At 72.8% G+C, this 25,972-nt stretch carries 24 protein-coding genes and 1 pseudogene; 11 read left to right on the plus strand and 14 right to left on the minus strand.

Annotated elements, in window-relative coordinates; all coding sequences use genetic code 11:
• Positions 1-33: 33 nt before the first annotated feature.
• Positions 34-1,218, plus strand: coding sequence for a serine hydrolase domain-containing protein (locus tag OHB09_RS13455; RefSeq protein ID WP_328729191.1), 1,185 nt, complete (start codon positions 34-36; stop codon positions 1,216-1,218).
• A gap of 167 nt (positions 1,219-1,385) precedes the next feature.
• Here OHB09_RS13455 and OHB09_RS13460 read toward each other — a convergent pair whose 3' ends face one another.
• Positions 1,386-1,661, minus strand: a complete 276-nt coding sequence (locus OHB09_RS13460; protein WP_328922030.1) for a DUF1876 domain-containing protein — start codon at positions 1,659-1,661, stop codon at positions 1,386-1,388.
• A gap of 762 nt (positions 1,662-2,423) precedes the next feature.
• Here OHB09_RS13460 and OHB09_RS13465 point away from each other — a divergent pair.
• The 3 genes from OHB09_RS13465 (at position 2,424) to OHB09_RS13475 (ending at position 5,080) form a co-directional block, all read left to right on the plus strand.
• Positions 2,424-3,170 (plus strand): IPT/TIG domain-containing protein, encoded by a 747-nt coding sequence (locus OHB09_RS13465; RefSeq protein WP_191890894.1) that lies wholly within the window; start codon positions 2,424-2,426, stop codon positions 3,168-3,170.
• A 171-nt stretch (positions 3,171-3,341) separates the two neighbouring features.
• Positions 3,342-4,358: an IPT/TIG domain-containing protein gene (locus OHB09_RS13470; RefSeq protein ID WP_191854965.1), complete on the plus strand. Its 1,017-nt coding sequence runs from the start codon at positions 3,342-3,344 to the stop codon at positions 4,356-4,358.
• A gap of 209 nt (positions 4,359-4,567) precedes the next feature.
• Positions 4,568-5,080: an Ig-like domain repeat protein gene (locus OHB09_RS13475; protein WP_191890895.1), complete on the plus strand. Its 513-nt coding sequence runs from the start codon at positions 4,568-4,570 to the stop codon at positions 5,078-5,080.
• Positions 5,081-5,096: 16 nt separating this feature from the next.
• On the opposite strand, the pseudogene OHB09_RS13480 reads toward OHB09_RS13475, so the two are convergent.
• The 4 genes and pseudogenes from OHB09_RS13480 to OHB09_RS13495 all read right to left on the minus strand — a co-directional run bounded on the left by OHB09_RS13480 (position 5,097) and on the right by OHB09_RS13495 (position 8,661).
• Positions 5,097-5,926 (minus strand): annotated as a pseudogene (locus tag OHB09_RS13480) (IS5 family transposase).
• Between the two features lie 44 nt (positions 5,927-5,970).
• Positions 5,971-6,792, minus strand: a complete 822-nt coding sequence (locus tag OHB09_RS13485) for an energy-coupling factor ABC transporter ATP-binding protein (protein WP_328922031.1) — start codon at positions 6,790-6,792, stop codon at positions 5,971-5,973.
• Positions 6,780-7,541, minus strand: a complete 762-nt coding sequence (gene cbiQ / locus OHB09_RS13490) for a cobalt ECF transporter T component CbiQ (RefSeq protein WP_006143868.1) — start codon at positions 7,539-7,541, stop codon at positions 6,780-6,782. Before cbiQ ends, OHB09_RS13485 begins: the two co-directional genes overlap by 13 nt.
• 46 nt (positions 7,542-7,587) lie before the next feature.
• The gene (locus tag OHB09_RS13495; RefSeq protein WP_093599198.1) at positions 7,588-8,661 is read right to left on the minus strand and encodes an energy-coupling factor ABC transporter permease; all 1,074 of its coding nucleotides are present in this window, start codon (positions 8,659-8,661) and stop codon (positions 7,588-7,590) included.
• 266 nt (positions 8,662-8,927) lie between these two features.
• Here OHB09_RS13495 and OHB09_RS13500 point away from each other — a divergent pair, with 266 nt between their 5' ends.
• On the plus strand, positions 8,928-9,275 hold the full coding sequence (locus tag OHB09_RS13500) for an SsgA family sporulation/cell division regulator (RefSeq protein WP_006143870.1): 348 nt from the start codon (positions 8,928-8,930) through the stop codon (positions 9,273-9,275).
• Positions 9,276-9,349: 74 nt separating this feature from the next.
• On the opposite strand, the gene OHB09_RS13505 is transcribed toward OHB09_RS13500, so the two are convergent.
• The 3 genes from OHB09_RS13505 to OHB09_RS13515 form a co-directional block, all read right to left on the minus strand.
• Positions 9,350-11,593 carry an MMPL family transporter gene (locus tag OHB09_RS13505; RefSeq protein WP_328922032.1) on the minus strand — a complete coding sequence of 748 codons (2,244 nt, stop codon included), beginning with the start codon at positions 11,591-11,593 and terminating at the stop codon, positions 9,350-9,352.
• A gap of 167 nt (positions 11,594-11,760) precedes the next feature.
• Positions 11,761-12,354, minus strand: coding sequence for a TetR/AcrR family transcriptional regulator (locus OHB09_RS13510; RefSeq protein ID WP_006143872.1), 594 nt, complete (start codon positions 12,352-12,354; stop codon positions 11,761-11,763).
• Between the two features lie 138 nt (positions 12,355-12,492).
• Positions 12,493-13,683 carry a 4-hydroxybenzoate 3-monooxygenase gene (locus OHB09_RS13515; protein WP_006143873.1) on the minus strand — a complete coding sequence of 397 codons (1,191 nt, stop codon included), beginning with the start codon at positions 13,681-13,683 and terminating at the stop codon, positions 12,493-12,495.
• 152 nt (positions 13,684-13,835) lie between these two features.
• Between OHB09_RS13515 and OHB09_RS13520 the strand changes: the two genes are divergently transcribed.
• A complete protein-coding gene (locus OHB09_RS13520; protein WP_006143874.1) occupies positions 13,836-14,390 on the plus strand; it encodes a TetR/AcrR family transcriptional regulator in 555 nt (184 codons plus the stop codon).
• A gap of 71 nt (positions 14,391-14,461) precedes the next feature.
• A complete protein-coding gene (locus OHB09_RS13525; protein ID WP_328922033.1) occupies positions 14,462-17,821 on the plus strand; it encodes a S41 family peptidase in 3,360 nt (1,119 codons plus the stop codon).
• Between the two features lie 115 nt (positions 17,822-17,936).
• Here OHB09_RS13525 and OHB09_RS13530 read toward each other — a convergent pair whose 3' ends face one another.
• From OHB09_RS13530 to OHB09_RS13545, 4 genes are all read right to left on the minus strand, one after another.
• Positions 17,937-18,203, minus strand: coding sequence for a hypothetical protein (locus OHB09_RS13530; RefSeq protein ID WP_006143877.1), 267 nt, complete (start codon positions 18,201-18,203; stop codon positions 17,937-17,939).
• 114 nt (positions 18,204-18,317) lie between these two features.
• On the minus strand, positions 18,318-19,205 hold the full coding sequence (locus tag OHB09_RS13535) for an SDR family oxidoreductase (protein WP_328918851.1): 888 nt from the start codon (positions 19,203-19,205) through the stop codon (positions 18,318-18,320).
• Positions 19,202-20,146 carry an alpha/beta fold hydrolase gene (locus OHB09_RS13540; RefSeq protein WP_328922034.1) on the minus strand — a complete coding sequence of 315 codons (945 nt, stop codon included), beginning with the start codon at positions 20,144-20,146 and terminating at the stop codon, positions 19,202-19,204. Before OHB09_RS13540 ends, OHB09_RS13535 begins: the two co-directional genes overlap by 4 nt.
• Positions 20,143-21,663, minus strand: coding sequence for a flavin-containing monooxygenase (locus OHB09_RS13545; RefSeq protein ID WP_093599180.1), 1,521 nt, complete (start codon positions 21,661-21,663; stop codon positions 20,143-20,145). Before OHB09_RS13545 ends, OHB09_RS13540 begins: the two co-directional genes overlap by 4 nt.
• A 188-nt stretch (positions 21,664-21,851) precedes the next feature.
• Between OHB09_RS13545 and OHB09_RS13550 the strand changes: the two genes are divergently transcribed.
• Positions 21,852-22,586, plus strand: coding sequence for a MerR family transcriptional regulator (locus OHB09_RS13550; protein WP_407077361.1), 735 nt, complete (start codon positions 21,852-21,854; stop codon positions 22,584-22,586).
• Here OHB09_RS13550 and OHB09_RS13555 read toward each other — a convergent pair.
• On the minus strand, positions 22,574-23,377 hold the full coding sequence (locus tag OHB09_RS13555; RefSeq protein ID WP_191854959.1) for an exodeoxyribonuclease III: 804 nt from the start codon (positions 23,375-23,377) through the stop codon (positions 22,574-22,576). The two genes, OHB09_RS13550 and OHB09_RS13555, sit on opposite strands and share 13 nt — an antisense overlap.
• An 18-nt stretch (positions 23,378-23,395) precedes the next feature.
• A complete protein-coding gene (locus OHB09_RS13560; protein ID WP_328922036.1) occupies positions 23,396-24,391 on the minus strand; it encodes a hypothetical protein in 996 nt (331 codons plus the stop codon).
• A gap of 130 nt (positions 24,392-24,521) precedes the next feature.
• On the opposite strand from OHB09_RS13560, the gene OHB09_RS13565 reads away from it, so the two are divergent.
• The 3 genes from OHB09_RS13565 to OHB09_RS13575 all read left to right on the plus strand — a co-directional run bounded on the left by OHB09_RS13565 (position 24,522) and on the right by OHB09_RS13575 (position 25,912).
• Positions 24,522-24,998, plus strand: coding sequence for a GNAT family N-acetyltransferase (locus OHB09_RS13565; RefSeq protein ID WP_006143884.1), 477 nt, complete (start codon positions 24,522-24,524; stop codon positions 24,996-24,998).
• Between the two features lie 78 nt (positions 24,999-25,076).
• Positions 25,077-25,556, plus strand: a complete 480-nt coding sequence (locus OHB09_RS13570) for a hypothetical protein (protein WP_040897025.1) — start codon at positions 25,077-25,079, stop codon at positions 25,554-25,556.
• A complete protein-coding gene (locus tag OHB09_RS13575; protein WP_319117890.1) occupies positions 25,553-25,912 on the plus strand; it encodes a hypothetical protein in 360 nt (119 codons plus the stop codon). The genes OHB09_RS13570 and OHB09_RS13575 overlap by 4 nt, the downstream gene beginning before the upstream one ends.
• Positions 25,913-25,972: the final 60 nt, after the last annotated feature.

A 25,972-nucleotide genomic window follows, 5' to 3' on the forward strand; every position in this document is an offset into this window, starting at 1 on the left:
ACCCACTGTCGAAGGCGGGAAGGGAGCGTGGGCGTGGACGGCGTACGGGGCACGGTCGACGAGGGGTTCGAGCCGGTGAGGGACGCGTTCGCGCGGAACTTCGAGGCACTGGGAGAACGGGGCGCGGCCGTCGCCGTGTACCGGGACGGCCGCAAGGTCGTCGACCTGTGGGCGGGCAGCCGGGATGCCGACGCGGTCACGGAGGCCGGTGGGGCGCCGTGGGAGCACGGCACCGCGCAGATCGTCCGGTCGGCCACGAAGGGGGTCGCCGCCGCCGTCCTGCTGATGCTCGCCGAGCGCGGCGAGCTGGACCTGGACGCGCCGGTCGGCCACTACTGGCCCGAGTTCAAGGCGCGCGGCAAGGAGCGGGCGCTGGTCCGGCACGTGCTGGCGCACCGCACCGGGGTGCCGGTGCTGGACCGGCCGCTCACCCCCGCCGAGGCGCTCGACCCCGATCTGGCCGCGGCGGCGGTCGCGGCGCAGGCCCCGGTCTGGGAGCCGGGCTCCGACCACGGCTACCACGCGCAGACCTACAGCTGGCTCACCGGCGAGCTGGTGCGCCGGGTCACCGGCGGTCGTTCGCTCGGCGAGTGGCTGGCGGCCGAGGTCTCCGCCCCGCTGGGGCTCGATCTGTGGATCGGGCTGCCGGACTCGGAGGCCGGCCGGGTCGGCCGCGTCGGACCGCTCCCGGAGCCTTCCGCCGACGGCTCCGGTCCCCGGCTGCGGCCCAAGCGCGCGGTCTCCGAGGCGTACGCGAACCCGGAGTCGCTGACCCGGCGCGCCTTCGGCGCCATCACGCCGACGCCCGACGAGAACGACCCGGCCTACCGCGCGGCCGTCCTCCCCGCCTCCAACGGCATCGCGACGGCGCCCTCGCTGGCCCGGTTCTACGCGGCGCTGATCGGCGAGGTCGACGGCGTACGGCTGTGGCGGCGCCCGGAGACGCTCGCGCTGGCCCGCACCGAGGCGTCCGCGGGACCGGACCGCACCCTCGTCGTGAGCACCCGCTTCGGCCTCGGCCACATGCTCCACGGCCCCGCGTCCCCGCTGCTGTCCCCGCACTCCTTCGGCCACCCCGGCCGCGGCGGCGCCCTCGCTTTCGCCGACCCGGAGTCCGGACTGGCCTTCGCCTACGTGACGAACGGCTTCCGCAGAAGCGTCACCGCGGACCCCCGCGCCCAGTCCCTGATACGCGCGCTCAGGTCGAGCACCACGTAAGGGAGCGCGGGAAACGCGCGCCGCAATGCGCCGCGGGAAACCGCGCGCCACAAGGGGCGCGGGGAACTGCGCGCCCAGCCACACGCGCGCCGCACGCACACACGCACCCCACGCACCACGCACCCACGTCCCCGGGGTCCAAGGGGCGCAGCCCCTTGGCGGGGGCGTCAGACGGCGAGCGGCCGGGACGCCCTCCCCGCCGCGTCGTCGATCTCCCCGTGCGCCTTCGTCAGCATCCGCATCGCCAGCTCGTTGAGGGCCCGCGCCCCCGCGATCTCCTCACCGATGCGCGGCTGGTTGTCGTCGGACCGGTGCCGGTGCGCGTACCCGTGGGCCCGCACCTCGCTGCCGTCCGGCAACCGCACCAGCGCCGCCGCCCGCGTGCGGTGCGCGTCCTCCTCGAACTCCAGCTCCACGTGCCAGCCCACGACGGCGTCCGTCATGTCGACCACCTCCCAGTGCCACTCCCTCCAGGGTCCCTCGGGCCCCGGAAGGCCGCACCCGCAAGGGCCGGTCGCCGGCGTCCCCGGGGTCTCTCGTCCGGATCATCCCGGCGTCGCGGGCCGGCCGGGGACGCACCGCGCCTCCCAGCCGGCCCGATCCGAACGAAGACCTATGTCGTGTCTTCAAAGTGGGTTCAAACGGAGCGTTACTCCGAACAGGTGACGCGGCCCTCCGGGACTTGAGGCATATGCCGTAATCCTGCATTACTGGGCATATCCAACCAGGGCAGCCCGTTCCGTTCGGGGAGCGTGGCCACGGTGCGAGGTGCAGCCCTTCACACGTGGGGAGGTGCGCGGCTCCGCTGGGACCGCGATGGGCACCCCGGAGGGGGTTGGATGGTCAGCCGGCACCGCATGCGGTGCCGGCTGACTCTCTGTCTGCAAGACCCAGGCGTACGCCGGGGGTGCACAGGCCCATGCGTGCGCCATTTCCGTCCGAATCATGTGATGGACGCCTTGTCAAAGCGAAGGTCCTGTGGAGTACTTGAAACAGCGAACCGGTGGGCCGCCCATCCCATGACCGGGGATCACGACAAGGGCGGCATGTGCCGGTTTTCTCGTGTGCGGCATCGAGGGAACTCCCTCGGCACGACGGCACTCTTCAGTCGTCTGCTCTTGCGTGCAACTCTTCCGCGAAGGTCGGCTCCCAAAGCCCATGGTTTCGCTGCGCCCTGTCTGTTCCTGTCAGCGAGGAGTCTCTCCATGCCCATCTCTCCGAACCAGGGATCCACCGGCGGCGGTACGTTGGTGACGATCACAGGTACGAACCTGTCCGGCACGACCGCTGTCACCTTCGGCACCAGGCCGGCCAGCAGTATCACCAACGTCTCTCCGACCCAGGTCACAGCCGTGTCCCCGTCGGGCACCGGCACCGTCGGAGTCACCCTGACCACCGCGGGTGGAACCAGCAACCCCGTCCCGTTCTTCTACGTCGGAGCCCCGTTCAAGTCCTCGGTCGGCCCGGCTTCCGGTCCGCTGACGGGCGGCAACACGGTCACCCTCAACGGTGTCGGACTGGCGACGGCCACGAGCGTGTCCTTCGGCGCCAACACCGCCACGCCCACGGTCGTCTCCGACACCCAGCTCACCGTCACCGTGCCGGCAGGCGCGGCGGCCGGCCCCGTGGGGGTGAGCGTGACCACCGCGGGCGGGACGAACAACGGCCTGTCCTACACCTACGTGGACGTCCCCACCGTGACCACCGTCGCACCTGCCTCCGGACCGACGTCGGGCGGCACGGGTGTGACCATCACCGGCACCAACCTCGACACCACCGAATCGGTCACCTTCGACGGCACCCCGGCGCCGTTCTCCGTGGTGAACGCCACCACGGTCTCGGCAGTGACCCCGCCCGGCGCCGCTGGCGCGGTCGACGTGGTGGTGACCAACGCGGCCGGATCCGACACAGCCGCCGACGCCTTCACCTACGTCGCCGGCCCCGGCATCTGACCCGCGCCCTGCTGCCGCCCGACTCTCAACGGGCGGCAGCCCCACCACCGTTCGACCGGGTGGCCCGCGCCGGGTGGACGGCCTCCGGCTTCTCCCGTGCGGTGACTCCCAGCCCGGGCCGGCGCCCTCGTCGGCCCGGGCTTCACCCAGGCTGCCATTGGAGCACCCTTCATGCCGCCCACGATCAGTACCATCAACCCCACGCAGGGGCCCACTGCCGGGGGCACCGTCGTCACCCTCACCGGCACGGCGATGACGGGAACCACCGCCGTACGCTTCGGCAGTACCAACGCCACTTCCTTCACCGTCAACTCGGCCACCCAGATCACAGCTGTGAGCCCTCCCCGCGCCGCAGGTGCAGCGGCAGTGACGCTCATCCATCCGACCGGGAACAGCAACTCGGTGACGTTCACCTACGTCGTGGCGCAGGTCCCCCAGATCACGGGGGTGACGCCTGCCAGCGGCCCAACGGCCGGCGGCACCACTGTCATCCTCACGGGTACCGGCTTCACCGGGGCCACGGCGGTCACCTTCGCCGGCCTCCCGGCCACGTCGTTCCTGGTGAACTCGGCCACCCAGATCACCGCCGTCACCCCGGCCGGTGCCGCCGGAGCCGCCGTGGTGACCGTCACCGCACCAGGAGGCAGCAGCGCCCCGGACGCGTTCTTCTTCTACGCGGCGCCGCCCGCTCTCCAGAGCGGCAGCCCCGCCCAGGGCCCGGCCTCCGGTGGAACCGTGGTCACCCTCAACGGAAGCAACCTGCTCAACGCGGGCGCCGTACTCTTCGCCGCCACCAACGCCGCCTCCTTCACCGTGGTGTCGGCAACACAGATCACGGCCACCGCACCTCCCGGGACGGGCAGCGCCCCGATCACGGTGGTTACGCCGGGCGGCACGAGCAACCCTGTCGCCTTCGTCTATGTCGCCCCGCCCACGCTGTCGGCGCTGGTCCCCAGCACCGGTCCGGCGTCAGCGGGCACCGTGGTCACTCTCACCGGCGCGAACCTGGCCACTACGTCGGCTGTCACCTTCGGGAGCACGGCCGCCTCGTTCACCGTGGTGTCCGACACACAGGTCACCGCGGTCGCACCCGCGGGCGCCCCGGGTCCGGTCACGGTGTCCGTCACCACCGCGGGCGGTACCAGCCCGGGGCTTCCCTACACACGAACCGCCGCGCCCGGCATCTGACCCGGCAACCGGGGAGAGCACCTCACGCCGACGCCCGCGACCACCCGCTCGATCCCCTCACCCGGTCGCCCGGCGAGCCATGCAGGCAGCTAATCCAACCAGGTTACTCATCAGCGTCGCGTGCCAGGAGCTCAGAAGCGGCCGCCATAGCGTGAGGTTCCACGGCACCGCACCCGGCGGGCCGGGCACAAGAATAAGGAACGGAACCGGTGCACATCACGCCACGCAAAGCGCAACTGGTCGTCGGCGTAGCTCTGGCCGCCACACTGGGGCTCGCCTCCCCCGCCTGGGCCGTACCCTCCAGCACTACGGTGACCGCCAGCCCTCAGTCGACCGAGGTGAACACCCCCGTGCAACTGGCTGCCACCGTCGACTGCCCCTCCGATCCCACGGGCGGCCTGGGCGTCACGTTCTTCGACGGCAGTGACCTGCTCGACACGGTGCCCGTCAACGCCAACGGCCAGGCCACCTACACGGCCACCTTCGCCACCACCGGCACCCACACCATCACCGCCGCCTACAACGGCAACGCCGACTGCGACGCCTCAAACAGCACCACGACAGTCCAGGTCACCGCCGTCCCGACACCCCCAGGCCCGACCCCCGGACTCTGCCTACTCGCCTGCGGCGGACTGATCAACTTCAACGTCGGCGACATCACCAACACCATCAACACCTCTGCGCACAAGACCAAGTCCCACAGCCATCACCACCAGCGCTAGGAGTTGTCTTCAACTGTCACGCCCACATCAGGAGCGAGGCGAGGGTGACGGCTGCTTCGTAGGACTGGACGGATTTGTCGTAGCGGGTGGCGATGCCGCGCCACTGCTTGAGGCGGTTGAAGCACCGTTCCACGACGTTGCGGTGCTTGTACGCCTCACGGTCGAAGGCCGGCGGGCGGCCTCCCCGGCTGCCTCGCCGGGCCCGGTTGGCGATCTGGTCGGCCCGTTCCGGGATCGTGTGAGGTATGCCGCGGCGGCGGAGCCAGGCGCGGATCGCTTTCGAGCTGTAGCCCTTGTCGCCCAGGACGTGATCGGGCCGGACGCGCGGACGTCCCGGTCCGAGCCGGGGCACGCGGATCCCTTCCATCACGGCGGTGAACCGGGTGCAGTCGTTGGCGTTGCCGCCCGTGACGACGAAGCCGAGCGGACGGCCCCTGCCGTCGCAGGCCAGGTGGATCTTGCTGGTCAGGCCGCCTCTGGACCGGCCGAGGGCCGGGTCGCGGAGCCCCCTTTTCGAGCCCCCGCCGCATGCTGGTGGGCCCGGACGACCGTGGAATCGACCGACACCAGCCACTCGATGTCGCCCGTCGCGTCCGCCTTGGCCTGCGCGGCCCGCAGCATCCGGTCGAACGTCCCGTCCCCCGCCCACCTGCGAAAACGCGTATGCAGCGTGGCCCACGGTCCGTAACGCTCGGGCACATCCCGCCAGGCCGTTCCGGGGCGGAACTTCCACACGATCCCGTTCAGGACCCTGCGGTCGTCCAGCCGCTTCCGCCCCCGCGACGACTCGGGCAGCAACGGCCGGACGAACTCCCACTCCGCATCGGACAGTTCATGACGACGTATCACGACACCATGATCCAACACGGGTGATCATTTGAAGACACTGCCTAGGCGCGCTCCGCCGCCCCGGAGGACACCGCCCGCGGGTCGAACCCGAACGGCAGCTCCAGGCGGTGCGCCCGCATCAGCTCCTCGTCGCCGAGGAGTTCGCCGGTGCGGCCGTCCGCCGCGATGACGCCCTCGCTGAGGATCAGCGCCCGCGGGCACAGTTCCAGCGCGTAGGGCAGGTCGTGCGTGACCATGAGCAGGGTGACGTCCAGCGCGCGCAGGATGTCGGCGAGTTCGCGCCGGGATGCCGGGTCGAGGTTGGAGGAGGGCTCGTCCAGGACGAGGATCTCCGGTTCCATCGCGAGCACGGTGGCCACCGCCACCCGCCGCCGCTGCCCGAAGGAGAGGTGGTGCGGCGGCCGATCCTTGAACTCGGCCATGCCGACCAGGGCGAGCGCCCGGTCGACGCGTTCCTCCAGCTCGGGCCCCTTGAGCCCGGCCGCCGCGGGGCCGAAGGCGACGTCCTCGCGGACCGTCGGCATGAAGAGCTGGTCGTCGGGGTCCTGGAAGACGATGCCGACCTGTCGCCGGATCTCGGCCATGTGCCGCTTGCCGACGGGCATCCCGGCCACGGTCACCGTCCCGGCGCCCCCGCCGAGGATGCCGTTGAGATGGAGGACGAGTGTGGTCTTGCCCGCGCCGTTGGGCCCGAGCAGCGCGACCCGTTCGCCGCGTGCGATGCGGAAGTCGACGCCGAAGAGGGCCTGGTGGCCGTCGGGGTAGGCGAACGCGAGCCCGGCGACCTCCAGGGAGGCCGGGGCGGGGGTGTCCGCGGGGACCGGGGAACCGGGGGCAACCGGGGGAACTGTCACAGCACCCATCCCAGCAGACACACCGCGAGCGCGGCCACGGGGAGGGCCAGTGCGTACGACCACTGGGCCCGGGAGGCGGTCACCTCGTCGATGACCGGCATCGATCCGGCGTATCCCCGGCTGACCATCGCGAGGTGCACGCGCTCGCCGCGTTCGTAGGAGCGGATGAACAGCGCCCCGGCGGACTTGGCGAGCACCCCCCAGTGCCGTACGCCGCTCGCCTCGAAGCCGCGGGACTCGCGGGCGATGCGCATGCGCCGCATCTCGTCGGTGATGACGTCGCCGTAGCGGATCATGAAGGAGGCGATCTGCACGAGCAGCGGCGGCAGCTTGAGCCGCTGCAGCCCGAGGAGGAGTTCGCGCAGTTCGGTGGTGGAGGCGAGGAGCACGGAGGCGGCGACGCCGAGGGTGCCCTTGGCCAGGACGTTCCAGGCGCCCCACAGCCCGTTGACGCTGAGCGAGAGCCCGAGGACGTCGACCCGCTCGCCCTCCGCGACGAAGGGCATCAGCACGGCGAAGGCGACGAAGGGCACTTCGATCAGCAGCCGCTTCAGCAGGAAGCCGGCGGGCACGCGGGCCGCGTACGCGACGCCCGCGAGCAGGACGGCGTACAGCGCGAACGCCCACATCGCCTCGCGCGGGGTGGAGACGACCACGACCACGAAGGCGAAGGCCGCGGCGAGTTTGGTGTGCGGCGGCAGGGCGTGCACGGGCGAGTGCCCGTGCCGGTAGAGCCGGTGCGCGTGTCCGGCGCCCATGTCAGACGCCCCCCTTGCCGGGTGTCGGGTTCACCGTGCTCCCCCGTCAGACCTTCTCGGCGGCGGAGGTGTCCAGGGAGGCCGGGGAGGCGTCGGCGTCGCGCCGCCTGCGGACCGCCCAGAAGACGCCGGTGCCCGCGACGACCGTGACGCCGACGCCGATCACCCCGGCGAGGCCGCCGGAGAGGCGGGCGTCGGTGATGTTCCTGACGCCGTAGTCGGCGAGTGGGGAGTCGGCGGAGGCGTGCTCCTTCGCCGTCCTGTCGATGCCCTTGTCGTGGGCGACCTTCTCCAGGCCGTCGGGGTCGGCCGAGGCGTAGAAGCTGACGAACCCGGCGAGCACGAGGGAGGCGACGAGGCCGCCGGCCCACACCGCGCGGCGGGAGACGCGGCCGGTGCGCGCGGCGGCGGGAACCGGGGCGGTGTCGGGGACGTCGACGAGGTCGTCGCCCACCCGCAGCTTGAGCCGCTGCCGCAGCCCGCGCGCCCCGTGCACGAGGTCGGGCCGCACGGCGATGACGGCGCCGACGGTGAGGGCGGTGATGACCGCCTCGCCGATGCCGATGAGCACGTGGACGCCGATCATGGCGGTGGCGACCTTGCCGATCGACACGTCCGTGGTGCCGCCGATCGCGTAGATCAGCGTGAACACGCAGGCGGCGGCCGGCACGGACAGCACGGCGGCGGCGAAGGAGGCGACGGTGACGGAGCGCCGGGTGCGCGGCAGCACCTTCACCAGGCCGCGGAAGACGGCGTAGGCGACGACGGTGGTGGTGAGCGCCATGTCGATGACGTTGACGCCGAGGGCGGTCAGGCCGCCGTCGGCGAACAGGATGCCCTGCATCAGCAGGACGACGGAGACGCACAGGACACCCGTGTACGGCCCGACGAGGATCGCGGCGAGCGCGCCCCCGAGCAGATGGCCGCTGGTGCCGGCGGCGACGGGGAAGTTCAGCATCTGTACGGCGAAGATGAAGGCGGCCACGAGTCCGGCGAGCGGCGCGGTGCGCTCGTCCAGTTCGCGCCGGGCACCGCGCAGGCTCACTGCGACGGCGCCGGCGGCTATGACCCCGGCGGCGGCGGAGGTGGGGGCGTCGATGAATCCGTCAGGCACATGCACTGTTCGATGATAGAGGCTTGTTGCGAACCTCTTGCAAGAGCGCCTCTCCTGCCGTTACAGCGAGCCACCGAAACCCCCGGGTCCCGCCCCGCCATAACCCCGCCCGGAGCAGGTCAAACCCCCGCGTCCCGTACTGTGAGACTCCCCACGAACACGAAGAGTCGCCGCCTCACAGCGGGCCCGGCTCGCTCATCCGTGCGACAGTGGAGAGCGAGGTAGCGGATTCACAACCTCTGCTCGGATTACGCAGGGTGAGGAGTCGTCCGATGTCCGTAGTCGAACAGTACGCGCGCGCTCACGTCGTCACGGATGCCCCGGACGCCCAGGACACCGTCCCCGTCGTGCTGCGCTACGACCCCGAGACCGATCCCCGCCAGGTCCGCCTCGGCCTCCCCGGCCCGCACGAGTGGACCTTCTCCCGTGAGCTGCTGGAACGCGGTCTGCGGACCCCGGCCGCCACGGCCGAGGTCAGCATCTGGCCCTGCGGGCGGGTGCAGGCGGTCATGGAGCTGCACACCGAGCAGGGCGTCTCGGTCATCCAGTTGGAGGCGAAGACCCTCAGCCGCTTCCTGCGCCGCACGTACATGGCGACGGCGGCGCCGGTGGCGGGCTGACGGTCCCGGGAACGACGAGAGGGAGGGCGCCCCCACAGCCGTGGGGGCGCCCTCCTTCGTCCGGTGGCCGGGCCTCAGACGCCGACCAGTTCCCTGCGTCCGTCCGGCCCGGCGTCCGGGTCCGGTGCCCCGTCCTCCTCCGCCGTGCGTAGGCCCTCGCCCTCGACGTCCACGTTGGGCAGGGCGCGGTCGAGCCACTTCGGGACCCACCAGGCCTTGTCGCCGAGCAGGGCCAGCACCGCCGGGACCAGCGTCATGCGGACCACGAAGGCGTCGAAGGCGACGGCGATCGCCAGGCCGAAGCCGATCATCTTGACCATCGACTCACTGGAGCCGATGAAGCCGGAGAAGACCGCGATCATGATGACCGCCGCGGCCGAGACCACCCGGGCCCCGTACCGGAACCCGGTGACCACCGCCTGGTCGGGGCGCTCGCCGTGGACGTACGCCTCCCGCATCCGGGTCACCAGGAAGACCTCGTAGTCCATCGCCAGTCCGAAGACCACGCCCACCATGAAGATCGGCATCATCGACATGATCGGGCCGGTCTCCTCGACCCCGATGAGGCCGCTCAGCCAGCCCCACTGGAAGACCGCGATCACCGCGCCGAGCGCGGCGAGCACCGAGAGCAGGAAGCCGAGCGCCGCCTTCAGCGGGACCAGGATCGAGCGGAAAACCGCGATGAGCAGCAGGAAGGCGAGGCCGACGACCAGCGCGAGATAGGGCACCAGGGCGTCGTTGAGCTTCTGCGAGAAGTCGATGTTCATCGCCGTCGTGCCGGTGACCAGGACCTCCGCGTCGGTGGAGCCCTTCACCGGGCCGTCGCCCTCGCGGATGGCGTGGACCAGGTCCTCGGTGGTGGTGGAGGAGGGCTTGGAGTCCGGGATCACCGTGATCGTCGCGGTGTCGCCGGCCTTGTTGAAGGCCGCCGGGGTCACCGAGACCACGTCGTCCAGCTTCTTGATGCCGTCCGCCACGTCCGTGGCCGCCGCCTTCGGGTCCTTGCTCGACTTCCCGTCGACGACGATCATCAGCGGACCGTTGAAGCCGGGGCCGAAGCCCTCGGAGAGCAGGTCGTAGGCGCGGCGCTGGGTGGTGGAGGTGGGCTGCGAGCCGTCGTCCGGCAGGCCGAGCTCCAGCGAGGCGACCGGGGCGGCGACCGCGCCGAGGCCCAGCACGCCGACGATCAGCACGGCCACCGGGCGGCGCAGCACGAAGCGGGCCCAGCGGGTGCCCATGTTCGGCTTCGGCTCGCCCGCGGCGTCCGTCTTCGGCGGCCGGTTGCCGCCGAGCCAGCGGGCCTTCCCCCCGGCCGGACTGATCCGCCGGCCCGCGAAGCCGAGCATCGCCGGGATCATGGTGAGCGCGATCAGGACGGCGACGGCGACCGTGCCCGCCGCGGCGACGCCCATCTTGGTCAGCATCGGCACCTGGACGACGGCGAGGCCGGCCAGCGCGATGACGACGGTGAGGCCGGCGAAGACCACCGCGGAGCCCGCGGTGCCGGTCGCCCGGCCCGCCGCCTCCTCGCGGCTGCGGCCCTCGGCCAGTTCGGAGCGGTAGCGGGAGACGATGAACAGCGCGTAGTCGATGCCGACCGCGAGGCCCAGCATCGCGGCGAGGGTGGAGGTGGTGGTGCCGAGGCTCAGCGCGCTGGCCAGGGCGGTGATGGCGCCGACGCCGATGCCGACGCCGACGATCGCGGTGAGCAGCGGCAGTCCGGCCGCGAGCAGCGAGCCGAAGGTGAGGACGAGGACCACCGCGGCGACCACGATGCCGATGGCCTCCGTGGCGCCGCCCTCGGGCTCGGCGGCCAGCGCGTCACCGCCGACGTCGACGGTCAGACCGGCGCCCCGCGCGTCCTCCGCGGCCTGTTCCAGGGCGTCCATGGAGGAGTCGGCGAGCTCGCCGGGGCCGACCTTGTACGAGACGGAGCTGTAGGCGATCTTGCCGTTCCGGCTGAACGTCCTGGTCGTGTACGGGTCGGAGACGGCGGCGACCTCGGAGCCGTCGTCCAGGGCGTCGATGGTCTTGTGGACGGCCGCCTTGGCCCCGGCGTCGGTGATCTTCTCACCGGCGGGGGCCTTGAAGACGATGCGGGCGGTCGCTCCGTCGGCGCTGCTGCCGGGGAAGCGCTCCTCCAGCAGGTCGAAGGCCTTCTGCGCCTCCGTGCCCGGTATGGAGAAGGAACTGTCGCCCGCCGAGGGCGCGGTGGCGGCGCCGACCCCGGCGAGGGTCAGCAGTGCCACCCAGACAAGGGCGACCAAGCGCCGTCGCCGGAAGGCGAATCGGCCCAGTCGGTACAGGAATGTGGCCACGTGGACGTACTCCGGTCAGGTCGTGAGGGTGCTGGCAGGGTGATCGGCCCGGTGACCGGCGCTGGGGGGCACCGGGGCAGGACCGACCGGCCCGACGACGAGAGCGGGTCGTCCGTCAGGAGGGGTGGCGGGGAGGTGGGGCGGGGAGGGGGCTCGGTGGGGGCGGGTCAGACGGCGAGGGCCGGGAGCACCACGGCGTCGATGTACGAGTGCAGGAACTCCTGCGTGGGTGGCAGGTCGTCGATGAGCGCCCGGGTGACGAAGGCGCCGAGCACCATGTGGACCATGTAGCGCAGCGCCGGGTTGTCCGCGCGGACCTCGCCGCGGTCGATCGCACGGTCCAGGATGCGCTGGAAATCGACGAGTTCCGGTTCGACGACGAGTTCGCGCAGCGCGCGGTGCAGGTCCGGGTTGGTGTGCACGGCCATGGCGACGCCGCGCATCAGCGCGTGGTTCTGCTCCATGGTGCAGTCGTCCTCGCGTACGACGAGGGCGTGCAGGTCCCCGCGCAGGGACCCGGTGTCGGCGGCGGCGCTGCCGCCGGGTTTGTTGGCGCGCAGTGCCTTGGCGACGAGCTGGGCCTTGCCGCCCCACTGGCGGTAGAGCGTGGCCTTGCTGGAATGGGTGCGGCCGGCGACGGCGTCCATGGTGAGGGCGTCGTAGCCGACCTCGCGCAGGAGGTCGAGGACGGCGGTGTAGAGCTCGGCCTCGCGTGCGGGCGTGATGCGGCTGCGGCGCGACGTCGCGGCGACCTCGGTCATGACCAGCCCTCCTGTGCGGCGCAGCCACGGGCTGCCACCGGTCGGGTACGTGACGAGAGTACCGCGAACCACGAACGAAACGAAACGGTTTCGTACGTGGCCAGCATCACGCCTCACCCGCGCAACCCCCAGGCGACCTCAGTTCAGGCCGGTGAGGAACTCGCCGAAGAGCCGGTTGGCGCTCTCCGAGCCGTGCAGGCGCTCGAACTCGGCGCGCGCCAGGCGGCGGCGGAACTCGCCGCGGTACGAGACGTCCCCCGCGTCGTGCATGAGGTCGGTGAACCACGCGGCGAACGCCTGGTAGTTCCACACGTGCTTCAGACAGGTGGCGGAGTACGCCTCCAGCAGGCTCGCGTCCCCCTCGGAGACCTTCCGCAGGACGGCCGCGGCGAACACGTCGGCGTCATGCAGGGCGAGGTTCATGCCCTTGGCGCTCATGGGCGGCACGAGATGCGCGGCATCGCCGAGCAGATACAGGCGGCCGTAAGTCATCGGGTCGTGAACGACGCTGCGCAGGGGCACCAGCGTCTTCGCGGTGATCGGTCCCCGCACGGCGACCGGCTCGCCGAACCGCGCCTCGACCTCCTCCCAGACCCGGTCGTCCGTCCACTCCTCGACGGCCGTGTCCAGGGGGCACTGGAGATAGAAGCGGCTGGCCAGGGGCCCGCGGGCGAACTGACCGGCGAAACCCCGCTCGTGGATCGCCATCATCGACTGGTGGTTGGCGGGGGCATCGGCCAGTACGGTCAGCCAGGCGTACCCGTACTCGTGCGAGTGGCGGGTCAGTATCCCCTCGGGGATGCTCGCCCGGCTGACGCCGTGGTCCCCGTCGCAGCCGGCGACGTAGGCGCAGTCGAGGGTGTGCGTCACGCCCGCGCCGTCGCGGTAGCGCACGCGCGGGCGGGGGCCGTCGACGTCCTCCGGTGTCACGTCCTCCGCCTCGAAGCGGAGGTCGCCACCCTCACCGAGGAACACGTCGATGAGATTGCGCACGAGCACCTGCTGGGGGCAGAAGCGCCCGTCGCCGTGGTCGTCGGTCGCGTAGGCGAGGGGCCGTGTCTCGCCGTCGACGCGGAAGTTGAGGAGCGGCTCGAAGGGGACGCCTCCGAGCACCCGGTCCGCCAGGCCCCGCTCGCGGAACATGCGCGCGGCCCGGGAGTCGACGACTCCGGCGCGCTGGCGCTGCTCGACGTACTGGCGGCTTTGCCGCTCCAGTACGACGCAGTCGATCCCGTCGCGCAGGAGGAAGGTGCCGAGCGCGAGGCCGGCGACGCCCCCGCCCACGATCACGACAGTGGTGTTCTCGACCGTCTCGTCCGTTTCGGACATGGTGGTGCTCCTTGTGTGCTTTTCCGGGCTGCTGTGCCGGGCTGCTGTTCCTTGGCGCGCGAGGGCGCGGCGACATACCCTTAACCGAAGTCGCCACTACGCATCATACGCCCGATGCGTAGTCATCACTACGCTTGCAAGGGGAGTCCGGAATGCGCCGCGACGGAGCAGCCAACAGGGAGAAGGTCCTGCGGGCCGCCGAGCAGGTCTTCGCCGAGAACGGGGCCGCCGCCTCCACCGACGAGGTCGCCCGGCGGGCGGGGGTCAGCATCGCCACCGTCTTCCGGAACTTCGCCACCAAGCAGGACCTGATCGAGGCCACCGCGGCACGTCACCTGGAGAAGCTGACCGCGGAGGCGGTACGGATCGCCGACGGCCCGGACGCGGGCCGGGCCTTCGCCACCCTGTTCAGGACCCTCGCGATGGCCGGGCCGGTGAAGATGAGCCTGCTGGACCTCCTGCCGCCCCACGAGGACGACGGAACGGGCCTGTCCCCGTCGGTCACCGAGGCGGCGGACGCCTTCCACGCGGCCCTCGACGGCGCGCTCCGCCGCGCCCAGGCCGCGGGCGCCGCACGCCCCGAGGTCACCGGGGACGACATCTCCTTCCTCCTGCGCGCCCTCGCCCACGCCACGAGGGCCGGCGAGGGCGAGTCGCTCGACCGTGCCGTGGGCGTCGTCCTGGACGGACTGCGCGTACCCCACTGACACCGGCACCCCCGCCCCCTCGCCCCCGGCGGGGCCCCGCCGAGTTGCCCGGGCCCGTGGCCGGGCCAAGCATGGACACGGTGAGGCAGACGACGACAGACGCGACCGCTCGCGGCTACCTCCGGTACCCGCACCTCCACGGCGACCTCCTCTGCTTCGTCGCGGAGGACGACCTCTGGATCGCCCCCCTCGACGGCTCCACCCACCCCCGCCGCCTCACCGTCGACCGGACCAGGACCGGCCACCCCCGCTTCTCCCCCGACGGCCGGTACCTCGCCTACACCACCTGGCGCAGCCTGGACCCGGAGATCCATCTCGTGCCGGTCACCGGCGGCCCCTCCCGGCGGCTCACCTACTGGGGCAGCACCGACACGAGGGTGCGCGGCTGGACGCCCCCGGACGCCGAGGGCCGCAGCGCCGTCCTCGCCGTCACCTCCCACGACGAACCCTTCTCCCACCTGACCTGGGCGTACAAGGTCGACACCGACGGCAGCCCGGGCCGGCGGCTGCCCTGGGGGCCGGTCACCGACATCCAGGTCGCCGACCTCGACGGCGAGCGCCGCTCCCTGCTCCTCACCGGCACCCCGCCGCACGAGCCCGCCTCCTGGAAGCGCTACCGGGGCGGTGCCACCGGCAGGCTCTGGCTGCACGGCCGGCGGCTCCTCGCCGACCTCGACGGGCACCTCGACGCCCCGGTGTTCCTCGGCGACCGCATCGCCTTCCTCTCCGACCACGAGGGCGTCGGCAACCTCTACTCCTGCGCCCACGACGGCTCCGACCTGCGCCGGCACACCGACCACGAGGAGTTCTACGCCCGGCACGCCGCCGGGGACGGCAGCCGCGTGGTCTACCAGTGCGCGGGCGAGCTGTGGCTCGTGGACGACCTGTCCCCCGGCGCGGTCCCCCGCCGTCTCGACGTGCGCCTGTGCGGGCCCCGGGCCGGCCGCCGCACGTACCAGGTGCCGGCCGCCCAGCACGTGGACGGCGTCTCCGTGGACGAGACGGGGCGGGCCAGCGCGGTCGTCGTGCGCGGCAGCCTGCACTGGCTCACCCACCGCGACGGCCCCGCGCGCACCCTGACCGACACCCCCGGCGTGCGCGTCCGGCTGCCGGAGATGCTCGGCGGCAGCGGCCAGGTCGCGTACGTCACCGACGCGGAGGGCGAGGACGCCGTCGAGATCGCCCATCTGCCCCGGGCGAGCGGGGCCCGCGCCCCGCGCCGGCTCGCCGCCGGACGGCTGGGCCGGGTGCGGGAGATGGTCGCCGACCCGGCCGGCGGATGTCTCGCCCTCGCCTCGCACGACGGCCGCCTGCTCCTCGTCCGCGTCCCTGAGACGGACGGGGCGACCCCCGAGGAGATGACCGGCCCGAAGCGGGAACACGACCCGCGCGCCCCCGGGGAGAGCACCGGCTGCGAGGTCACCGAGCTGGTCCGCTCCGTCAACGGGCCCGTGCGCGACCTCGCCTTCTCCCCGGACGGGGCCTGGCTCACCTGGTCCCATCCCGGCATCGGCCGCTCCCTGCGGCAGATCAGGATGGCCCGCATCACCTGGCCGGAGGCCGGGCCCGTGCTGGACGTCACCGACGGGCGATTCGAGGACGAGAACCCCGTCTTCACCCGCGACGGCCGCTACCTCGCCTTCCTGTCCTGGCGCGGCTTCGACCCGGTCTACGACGTGCACACCGGCGACCTGTCCTTCCCCCTCGGCTGCCGCCCGTACCTCGTCACCCTCTCCTCGGCCACCCCCTCCCCGTTCGCCCTCAACCCCGAGGGCCGCCCGGCCGCCGGGGGCCTGGACCCCGTGGAGGAAGAGGCCGGGGACGGCACGGTCACCGTCGAGGTGGAAGGCCTGGCCAGCCGGGTGACGCCGTTCCCGGTCACCGCCTCGAAGTACTCGGGGCTGGCCCCCGTGGCCGGCGGCGGGCTGGTCTGGCTGCGCTGGCCGATCTCCGGCGCCCTCGGAGAGACCTTCGCCAACCCGGACGACCTCTCCGGCCGGCCCACCCTCGAACACTTCAACGTGGGCCGGGCGAAGAAGACCGAACTCGTGGGCGACCTCGACTGGTTCGCGGTGAGCGGCGACGGCACCCGGCTGGTCGTCATGGACGAGGGCGAGCTGCGCGCGGTGCCCGCCGACGAGTCCGGCGAGGCCGACAGCACCGTCTGGATCGACCTGCGGCGCATCCTGCACCAGGTGGACCCGGCGGCGGAGTGGCGGCAGTCCTTCGAGGAGGCGGGCCGGATCATCCGCGCCCACTTCTGGGACCCCGGCATGTGCGGCATCGACTGGGACGCGATCCTGGCCCAGTACCGGCCGCTGGTCGAACGCGTCGCCTCCCCGGACGACTTCGCCGACCTGCTGCGCGAGGTGCTCGGCGAACTGGGCACCTCGCACGCGTACGTCACCGCCGCCCGCCGCAACGAGGGCCCGCCGCACTACCAGCGCCGGCAGGGCCTGCTCGGCGCGGACCTCGTGTGCCGGGAGGGGCGCTGGGTGATCCGGCGCATCCTGCCCGGCGACTCCTCCGACTCCCGCGCCCGCTCCCCGCTGGCCGGCACCGGCATCCGGGAGGGCGCGGTCCTCACCCACGTCGACGGCCGCCCCGTCGACCCCCTGACCGGCCCGTACCCGCTGCTGGCCGGCGCGGGATCCACCAGCGTGGAACTGACCTTCGCCCCGGACGGGGACGCGGGCGCCTCCCGCCGGGTCGCCGTCGTCCCGCTCGTCGACGACCGGCCGCTGCGCTACCAGCACTGGGTGGCCAGGCGCCGCGAGGTGGTCCGCGAACTGAGCGGCGGCCGGTGCGGCTATCTGCACATCCCCGACATGGGCGGCTCCGGCTGGGCCCAGTTCAACCGCGACCTGCGCGGGGAGGTGGCGCGCCCCGCGCTCATCGTCGACGTGCGCGGCAACGCGGGCGGGCACATCAGCGAACTGGTCGTGGAGAAGCTGACGCGCAGGATCCTGGGCTGGGACGTCACCCGGGACGCCCAGCCGGTCTCGTACGCCTCCGACGCCCCGCGCGGCCCGGTCGTCGCCCTCGCCGACGAGGCGACCGCCTCCGACGGCGACATGATCACGGCCGCGTTCAAGCTGCTGGGCCTGGGGCCGGTGGTGGGGCAGCGGACCTGGGGCGGGGTCGTCGGCATGACCGGCCGGCACTCCTTGGGCGACGGCACGGTGATCACGGTGCCGATGAACGCGGCGTGGTTCGAGGCGTACGGATGGTCGGTGGAGAACCGGGGCGTCGATCCGGACCTGGAGGCCCTGCGCACCCCGCTGGACTGGGCCGAGGGCCGTCACGCCCAGCTCGACGACGCGGTCGGGCTGGCCCTCACCCTCCTGGAGGAGCACCCGCCCGCGATGCCGCCCCCGTACGCCGGCGTCCCCGACCGCACCCGGCCGCCACTCCCGCCGCGCACCGCGTGACACGCGGGCCACGGCACGACGAGAAGGTGGGGCACCCGGTGGCCGTACGGCCACCGGACACCCCACCCCTCGTGGGTGAAGCCGTGTGCTCGGCTAGCCGCCGAGCCGGGGTCGGCTAGGCGTCGTACTCGACGTCGAGCCGCTCCTGACCCTCATGGGCACGCTCGTCCATCTCCCGGCGACCCCGCTCCTGCGGGGCACTGCCGGGACGCTGCCGCTCGGGGCGCTCCTGGCCGGCGGGACGGTTCTGCCCACCGGGGCGGCCCTGGCGCTCGGGGCGGTCCTGGCGCTCGGGACGGCCCTGGCCGCCCTGGCCCATGCGCTCCTGCGCCTTCTCACGGAGCTGCTCGGACTTCTGCTGGAACTGGTCCTTCATGCCCATGTGTGTTCACTCCCAAGGGGGGTTGAGGGGATCGGGCCCGATCAGCGTGACACGCCCGGTCACGCTGCGCTCGTCGATCACTCACCCTCCGTGACGGGCGCGTGAAGCCGCAGGTCAGCCCGGCCGTACGGGGCCCCTGGTGGCTTCGTCGGCCGCCCCGCCCGCCCCCACAAGCCCGGTCCGCACCCGCTCCAGGCGGGGCGCGAACCGTCGCATCTCGCGCTGCCCGACGGCCGCGATGAGCGAGGGCAGGTAACCGCGCACGCCCTGCATCCCGCGCAGCCACCACTGCCCGTACACGTGCGGCGCCCGGCGCTCGATCCCGGCGACGAGGCGGTCCACCGCCGGGCCCAGCGGGTAGGTCTTGTTGGACGGCCACGGCAGCCGCTGCCGCAGCTCCCGCATCACGTCGTCCTGGTCCGCCCCGCGCACCATGTCCGTGTCGGTCCACGACAGGTACCCGACCCCGACACCCACGCCCTCGTGCGCGACCTCGGCGCACAGGCTGTGCGCGTACGCCTCCACGCCCGACTTGGAGGCGCAGTACGCCGACATCATCGGCGCCGGCGTGAGCGCGGCGAGCGAGGCGATCTGGAGCAGATAGCCGCGCCGCTCGCGCAGCGCGGGCAGGAAGGCGCGCGCGGTGACGGTGGAGCCTATGAGGTTCACCTCTATGACGCGCCGCCAGGAATCGGGGTCGGAGACGGCGAAGGGACCGCCCAGCGCGACACCGGCGTTGGCGACGACGACGTCCACCCGCCCGAACCGCTCCCGCACCTCGGCGGCGACCCGGGTCATCGCCTCGTGGTCGGTGACGTCGGCGTGCCAGTACGCGCCCTCGGTGTGCAGCCGGTCGACGACCTCCTTCAGCACCTCCGGCTCCAGCCCGACCAGCGCCACCTTCATGCCGCGCGCGGACAGCTTGCGGGCCAGCAGCTCGCCCACCCCCCGGGCCGCGCCGGTGACCACCGCGACGCGCCCCTCCAGCTTCGACCTGCTCATGCGCCCTCCTTCAACTCGACGTGACCGGCGACCAGTTCACGGATCTTCGTGGTGACGAGGTCCGGTGCCTCCACCGGGGACATGTGCCCGACACCGGGCAGCTCGGTCAGCGAGACGCAGTCCGGCAGCGCGGCGGCCAGCCGCCGGGCGTGCACGGGCGGCGTCATCCGGTCGGCGGTGCCGACGATCACCGCCGTCGGGACGCGCAACGCGCCCACCCCGTGGTCGAGGTCGAGCGCGTCGAGGACGCGCGACCAGGCGTACCGGGCCCGGCGTGGGCAGGCGTGCACGATCCGCGCGCAGGCGGCGACCATCGCCGGGGACGAACCCGGGCCCATGGTCGCGTACTTGAGGATGCGCGAGCCGAGCCGGGTGACCGGTCCGAGCGGGGCGCGGGAGCCGAGGATCCGCCCGGTGAGCCAGGTGCGCAGCCGGCCCGGGCGCAGCGGCACCACCAGCGACTCGGCGACCAGTGCCGAACTGCCCGTGCTGCACAGCAGAACGGCCGCGGCGTGTTCGCGGAAGCCGGGCCGGGAGGCGGCGGCCATGATCGTCATGCCGCCCATCGAGTGCCCGGCGATCACGGCCGGTTCACCGGGGGCGAGGGTGGCGGCGAGCACGGCCTCGAGGTCGTCGGCGAGTGCCTCGGTGCCGCAGGCCTCGCTCGCCGGGGAGCGGCCGTGGCCGCGCTGGTCGTAGGCGATCACGCGGTGCTCGGCGCTCAGCTCGCGGATCTGGGCGGCCCAGAAGGCGGTCGAGCAGGTCCAGCCGTGGGCGAGGACCACGGCGGGCGCGGCCGGGTTCCCGGCGGGTCCGTGCACCTCGACGTGGAGCGCGGCCCCGTCGGCGGAGGTCACGGTGAGGGTGCGGCCGGGCTCGACGGGGGCGTACGGGTCGGTGGTCGCGGTGGCGGTGGCGGTGGCGGGTGTCGTACGGCTCATGCGCCCGCCTCCACCGTGCGCTGCGCGCCCTCGTGTGCGCGGCCGGGGGTGCGCAGGACCTCGTACTCGGCGAGGTCGACCTGCCGGGTGGCGCGGCGGAACTCGGTCGTCGTGCCCGGCCAGATGGTGGTGTTGCGGCCGCCTGCGTCCAGGTACCAGCTCGAGCAGCCGCCGGTGTTCCACACCGTGCGCTCCATGCGCCGCTGCACCCGCTCGTTCCAGGCGTCGACGGCGGCGGGGCGGGCGTCGAGCGCGGCCCGGCCGGACCCGGCGAGCAGGCCGAGCTGGCGCACGTAGTCGGCGAGGTAGTTGAGCTGGGCCTCGATCATCAGGATCATCGAGGTGTTGGCGAGGCCGGTGTTGGGGCCGATGATCGTCATCCAGTTGGGGAATCCGGCGGCGGAGGCGCCGCGCAGCGCCGCCATGCCGCCCTTCCAGGACTCGGCGAGGGTGCGGCCCTCGGCGCCGACGACCCGCTCGGCGATCGGCATGTCCGTGACGTGGAAGCCGGTGCCGAAGACGATGGCGTCGGCCTCCGTCTCGCTGCCGTCGGCGGAGACGAGGGTGGAGCCGCGCACCTCCGCGAGGGCGCCGACCACCTCGGTGTTGGGCCGCGCGAGGGCCGGATAGTAGGTGTTGGACAGCAGGATGCGCTTGCAGCCGATGCGGTAGTCCGGGGTGAGCCGGGCGCGCAGTGCCGGGTCCTTGATCGCCCGGGCCATGTTCCGGCGGGCGAGGCGCTCGACCACGTCCAGTTCGCCAGGGAACTTGGTGAACGCCTGCACCTGCAGTTCCCGGATGCCCCACAGCAGCCCGCGCCGCGCCTTGGCGGTGACGGGCAGCGCGCGGTGCAGTTTGCGCTCCAGGGTGCCGATGGCCCGGTCGGCGCGCGGCATGACCCAGGGCGGGGTGCGCTGGAAGAGGGTGAGGCGCGAGACCTGCGGCTGGATCTCGGGCACGATCTGGATGGCGGAGGCGCCGGTGCCGATCATCGCGACCCGCTTGCCGCGCAGGTCGTAGTCGTGGTCCCAGCGGGCGGAGTGGAAGACCTTGCCGGGGAAGTCGGCGAGCCCGGGGATGTCGGGGATCTTCGGGTCGGAGAGCGGCCCGGTCGCGGAGACGACGAGGTCGGCCGTGAGCGTGCCGCGGCTGGTCCCGATCTCCCAGCACAGGTTCTCCGCGTCCCAGCGCATCAGCGTGACCTCGGTGTTCAGGCGCAGATGCGGACGGATCCCGAAGACGTCGGCGACCCGCTCCAGGTAGGCCCGGATGTGCGGCTGCCCGGAGAAGGTGCGCGGCCACTCGGGGTTGGGCGCGAAGGAGAAGGAGTACAGGTGCGAGGGCACGTCGCAGGCGCACCCCGGGTAGCTGTTGTCCCGCCAGGTGCCGCCGACACGGTCGCCCCGCTCCAGGACGACGAAGTCGGTGATCCCTTCGCGGCGCAGCCGTACGGCCGCCCCGAGTCCGCCGAATCCCGACCCGACCACCGCGACCCGTACATGCTCGTGCTCGGCCATGCCACCGCCTCCACGCGTCCTCGCGTCTGCGTCCCGTTACGTCCGTACGACCGTGCCAGTGTTCACTGGCACAGTGGGACTGTAGGACAGCGCCGTACCGATGGGTAGGGGGTGCGGCGAGGAAAGTTACCGCGGGTACGGCTTAGGGTGCGGGAGTGACGGACGAAGGGGAGCGGCGCGAGTACCGCATGGCGGAGCTGGCCGAGGCGGCCGGCATCACGGTGCGCACGCTGCGCTTCTACCGCGAGCGCGGACTCATCCGGCCACCCCGCCGCGAGGGCCGCATCGCCTGGTACGACGAGACCCACCTGGCCCGGCTGCGGACGATCTCCGCGCTGCTGGAGCGCGGCCACACCCTCAACGGGATAGCGGAGCTGGCCGAGGCCTTCGACCACGGCCGCGACGTCGGCGACCTGCTCGGCGTCGGCGGGCCGAGCGAGGAGACCCCCGTCCGTCTCACCCCCGAGGCGCTGGCCGACGTCTTCGGCTCCGAGGCCACCGCGGAGAACCTGGCCGCCGCGCTGGAGCTGGGCTACCTCGGCACGGACGGCGCCGACATCGTCCACGTCAGCCACAGCCTCCTGGACGTCTCGGCGGCCCTGGTCCGTGAGGGCATACCGCTCGCCGACGTCCTGCGCGCCGCCCGCCACGTCCGCGAGCACGCCGAGGCGCTGGCGGAGCTCTTCACCTCACTGCTCCTCGCGCGCGACCGCACGGAGGAGGACCTGCGGCGCCTGCGCCCGCTGGCCAGGAGCGTGGTCGGGGCGGAACTGTCCCTCGCCCTGGACCGCCGCACGCGCCGGCCGGGCGCGGAACCAGGTCCCGGCGGCAGGAGTCCCGGTGGGAGGGCTCCCGACGGGGCGGACCACAGCGGGACGGACCACAGCGGGACGGACCACAGCGGGACGGCTCAGCCCTCGTAGACGACCGTCACCGGCGCGTGGTCGGACCACCGCTCCTCGTGCGAGGCCGCCCGCTCCACGAACCCCTTCACCGCGCGCCGGGCGAGCCCCGGCGTGGCCACGGCGAGGTCGATCCGCCACCCCGAGTCGTTGTCGAAGGCCCGCCCCCGGTACGACCACCAGGTGTACGGCCCCTCGACCTCCGGGTGCAGGGCCCGCATCACGTCCACGTAGCCGCCGTCCTCCGCGTCGAGGACCCGGCTCAGCCACGCCCGCTCCTCCGGCAGGAAGCCCGCGTTCTTGGTGTTCGCCCGCCAGTTCTTCAGGTCGGCCTCGTGGTGCGCGATGTTCCAGTCGCCGCACACCACCACCTCGCGCCCCTCCGCCGCGGCCCGCACCCGGAGCTCCTTGAGGTACGCGAGGAACTCGTCCATGAAGCGGTACTTCTCGTCCTGCCGCTCGGTGCCCACCTGCCCCGAGGGCAGGTACAGGCTCGCCACCGTCACCCCGGGCAGATCCGCCTCGACGTACCGCCCGCTGACGTCGAACTCGGTCGAGCCGAAGCCCACGCGCACGGCGTCGGGCTCCCGCCGGGTGTAGAGGGAGACGCCCGCGCGGCCCTTCGCGGCGGCCGGCGCGTGCACCACGTGCCACCCCTGCGGCTCCCGCACCTCCTCCGGCAGCTGGTGCGGCTCCGCACGGACCTCCTGCAGACAGAGGACGTCCGCCGAGGTCGCGGCGAGCCACTCGACGAAGCCCTTGCGCGCGGCGGCACGCAGGCCGTTGACATTGACGGAGGTAACGGTCGGCACCCCGGCACGATACCCGGCTCACCCGCGCCGCAGCGCCGCCACCTCCCGGCCCACCGCCCGGCAGCTGTCGACGAAGTCGCGCGCGGCACCGGCGGTGACGTCACCGGCCCCGTGCACGGCACGGTCGCGCAGCACGCGCAGCCGCTCGTAGACGTCCAGGGCGCCCGGCGAGAGCCCGACGGCGGCGAGCGCGAAGCCCATCTCGACGGTGCTCCCGGCCCGGGGCGGCGCGACGGGCCCGCCCTCGAGCACGTCCAGGCACAACCGCTCCAGCGCGTTCCACGCGGTGACGACGGCCCCCACGGGCGAGACCTCGCTCATCCCCCGCGCCTCCCGCAACTTCTCCTGCCAGGGCGCGCGGGAGGAGCCCGGGGGCGACTGGTACCCGTAGGGCTGGGACTGCGCATAGGGCTGGGGCTGCGCATAGGGCTGGGGCTGCTGCCCGTAGAACGGGAACTGCGCGTAGGGCTGGGGCTGCCCGTACGGCTGCTGCGGCTGGTGGCCGGACGGCAGCGGCGGCGCGAGACGGAAGTCCTGGTCGTACCCCTGCCCCTGGTACCCGCCCCACGGCCCCGCGGGCTGCGGCACCGGCCTTTCGTCGGGCGGCGTCACAGGGGTCGCGGGCTCCTCGTCCCCCACCGGCTCGGCCTCCTCCGCGGTCTCCTCCAGGGCCGCGTCCCCGGCGTAGGCGTCCCCGGCGGACGCGTCCCCCACCGGTACGGGCTCGGGCTCCTCCCTCGGATACGGGGCCGGCCACTCGGCGGACGGCAGGGGAGGTCCGGGCAGTGGGGGTACGGGCAGGGCGGGCGGCGCCGCGTCGGCCGCGCCCTGCGCCTGGTCCAGCACCTCCCGCGCCTCCGCCGCGAACTCGATCGCACCGGCGGGCGTCTCCACCCGGGTCATCCGCGTCAGCGCCGCCCGCAACTGCGCCCGCAGGCTCCACACCAGGACCAGCGTGACCACCGGCCACACCAGCACCCGTACGTACTTCAGGACGAGCTCGGCTACCTCCACCGCCCCATGGTGGCCCGTGCCACACCCCTCACGCCCCTCCACCAGCCGAAACCCGCCGGAAATCGTCACACTCGACGCGTACGCTACGCAGGCACACTTGCCTCCAATCGCACAGAAGACGACATCCCGCATGCACATACGCCCCGTCCCCTTCGACCACCCCGACGCCGTCAAGCTCAACGACGAGGTACAGGCCGAGTACGACCTGCGCTACGGCGACGGCGGTGACATGACCCCGCTCGACCCGGCCATGTTCGCCCCGCCCGGCGGCCTGTACCTGATCGCGTACGACGAGCGCGACCGTCCCGTCGCGACCGGCGGCTGGCGCACCCAGGACGCCAACGACGAGGGCTACGAGAACGGGGACGCCGAACTCAAGCGGATGTTCGTGGTGGCCGAGGCACGCGGCCGCGGCCTCGCCCGCCGCGTCCTCGCCCGGCTCGAGGACGACGCCCGCGCGGCGGGCCGCACCCGCATGGTCCTGGAAACCGGCACCAAGCAGCCCGAGGCGATCGCCCTCTACACCTCCAGCGGCTACGCGCCCTGCGCCAAGTTCGGCCTCTACCGCGACTACGAGGACAGCCGCTGCTACGCGAAGCCGCTGTAGTCCCCGACGGCTCCCGCCTCCTCGGCCCACCCTTTCGAGCGATGGCGGGGAGCGAAATTTCGAAGTAGTTTCAAAGTCATGGCTACTGAGAACGCCGCGGTGAACTTCTCCGAGCTGGTCAACAAGAACAAGCAGACACTTGCCCGGCTGCGGGAATCGCCGCGACTGCTTCTGCACCGCAGAGACGGTGAGGACCTGGTCCTCACCACGGCGGCACGCGCCGAGCAGGACCAGACCGTGGTGTCGGCCGCCACGCGGATGCTCTCCGCGATGGCGCGCCGAGAGCCCGGCAGCACGGAGCTGCTCCTCGACATACTGCCGGACGCCTTCCCCTGGGTCCGTTTCCTGCCCGAGTCCGACCTCCACGCCTTCGCCGTCGAACTGGTCGACACCATGCGCGGCGCCGACTCGCTCGGCAACAGCGCGTCCGTCGCCCAACTCCTGATCGCCTGGCAGCACACGGCCGAGGTCCACTCCGACCCGGCACTGCTGGCCGCACTGACCAGCGACCACGGCGAGGACTACGGCCCGGCCCCGGATCCACGGGACGTCTCGTGACCACAGGTCGCGGCGACCGCGCCGCACCACCGGCACCGGAAGGCCACTGGGAAGTCCGCTTCGCGGACGCGGCCTCGGCCAAAGGCTGGGAAAGCCTCGCCCAACAGGCCCGGGAGAACACCTACCGCGCCTGGACCACCATGCGCACGGATCCCCGGCCGACCACGGAGACGCCCCGGCACCACCGGCTCAAGGGTGGTCTCGCGCATGGCACCCACCGGGGACAGACCTGTGAGCAGTGGCAGATCGAGGTGACCGGCGGCGGCCGCATCTGGTACCTCGCGGACACCTCCCGCGGCACCTGCTGGATCACCTTCGCGGGGACGGGGCACCCCCGGGCCACGGACCGACACTGAGGACCGATCACCACACGTCAAAGCCCCGGTCGGGAAACCCGACCGGGGCTTTGAGCTGCG

The sequence above is a fragment of the Streptomyces griseoaurantiacus genome, from assembly GCF_036189845.1.
GTDB classification, from domain to species: domain Bacteria; phylum Actinomycetota; class Actinomycetes; order Streptomycetales; family Streptomycetaceae; genus Streptomyces; species Streptomyces griseoaurantiacus.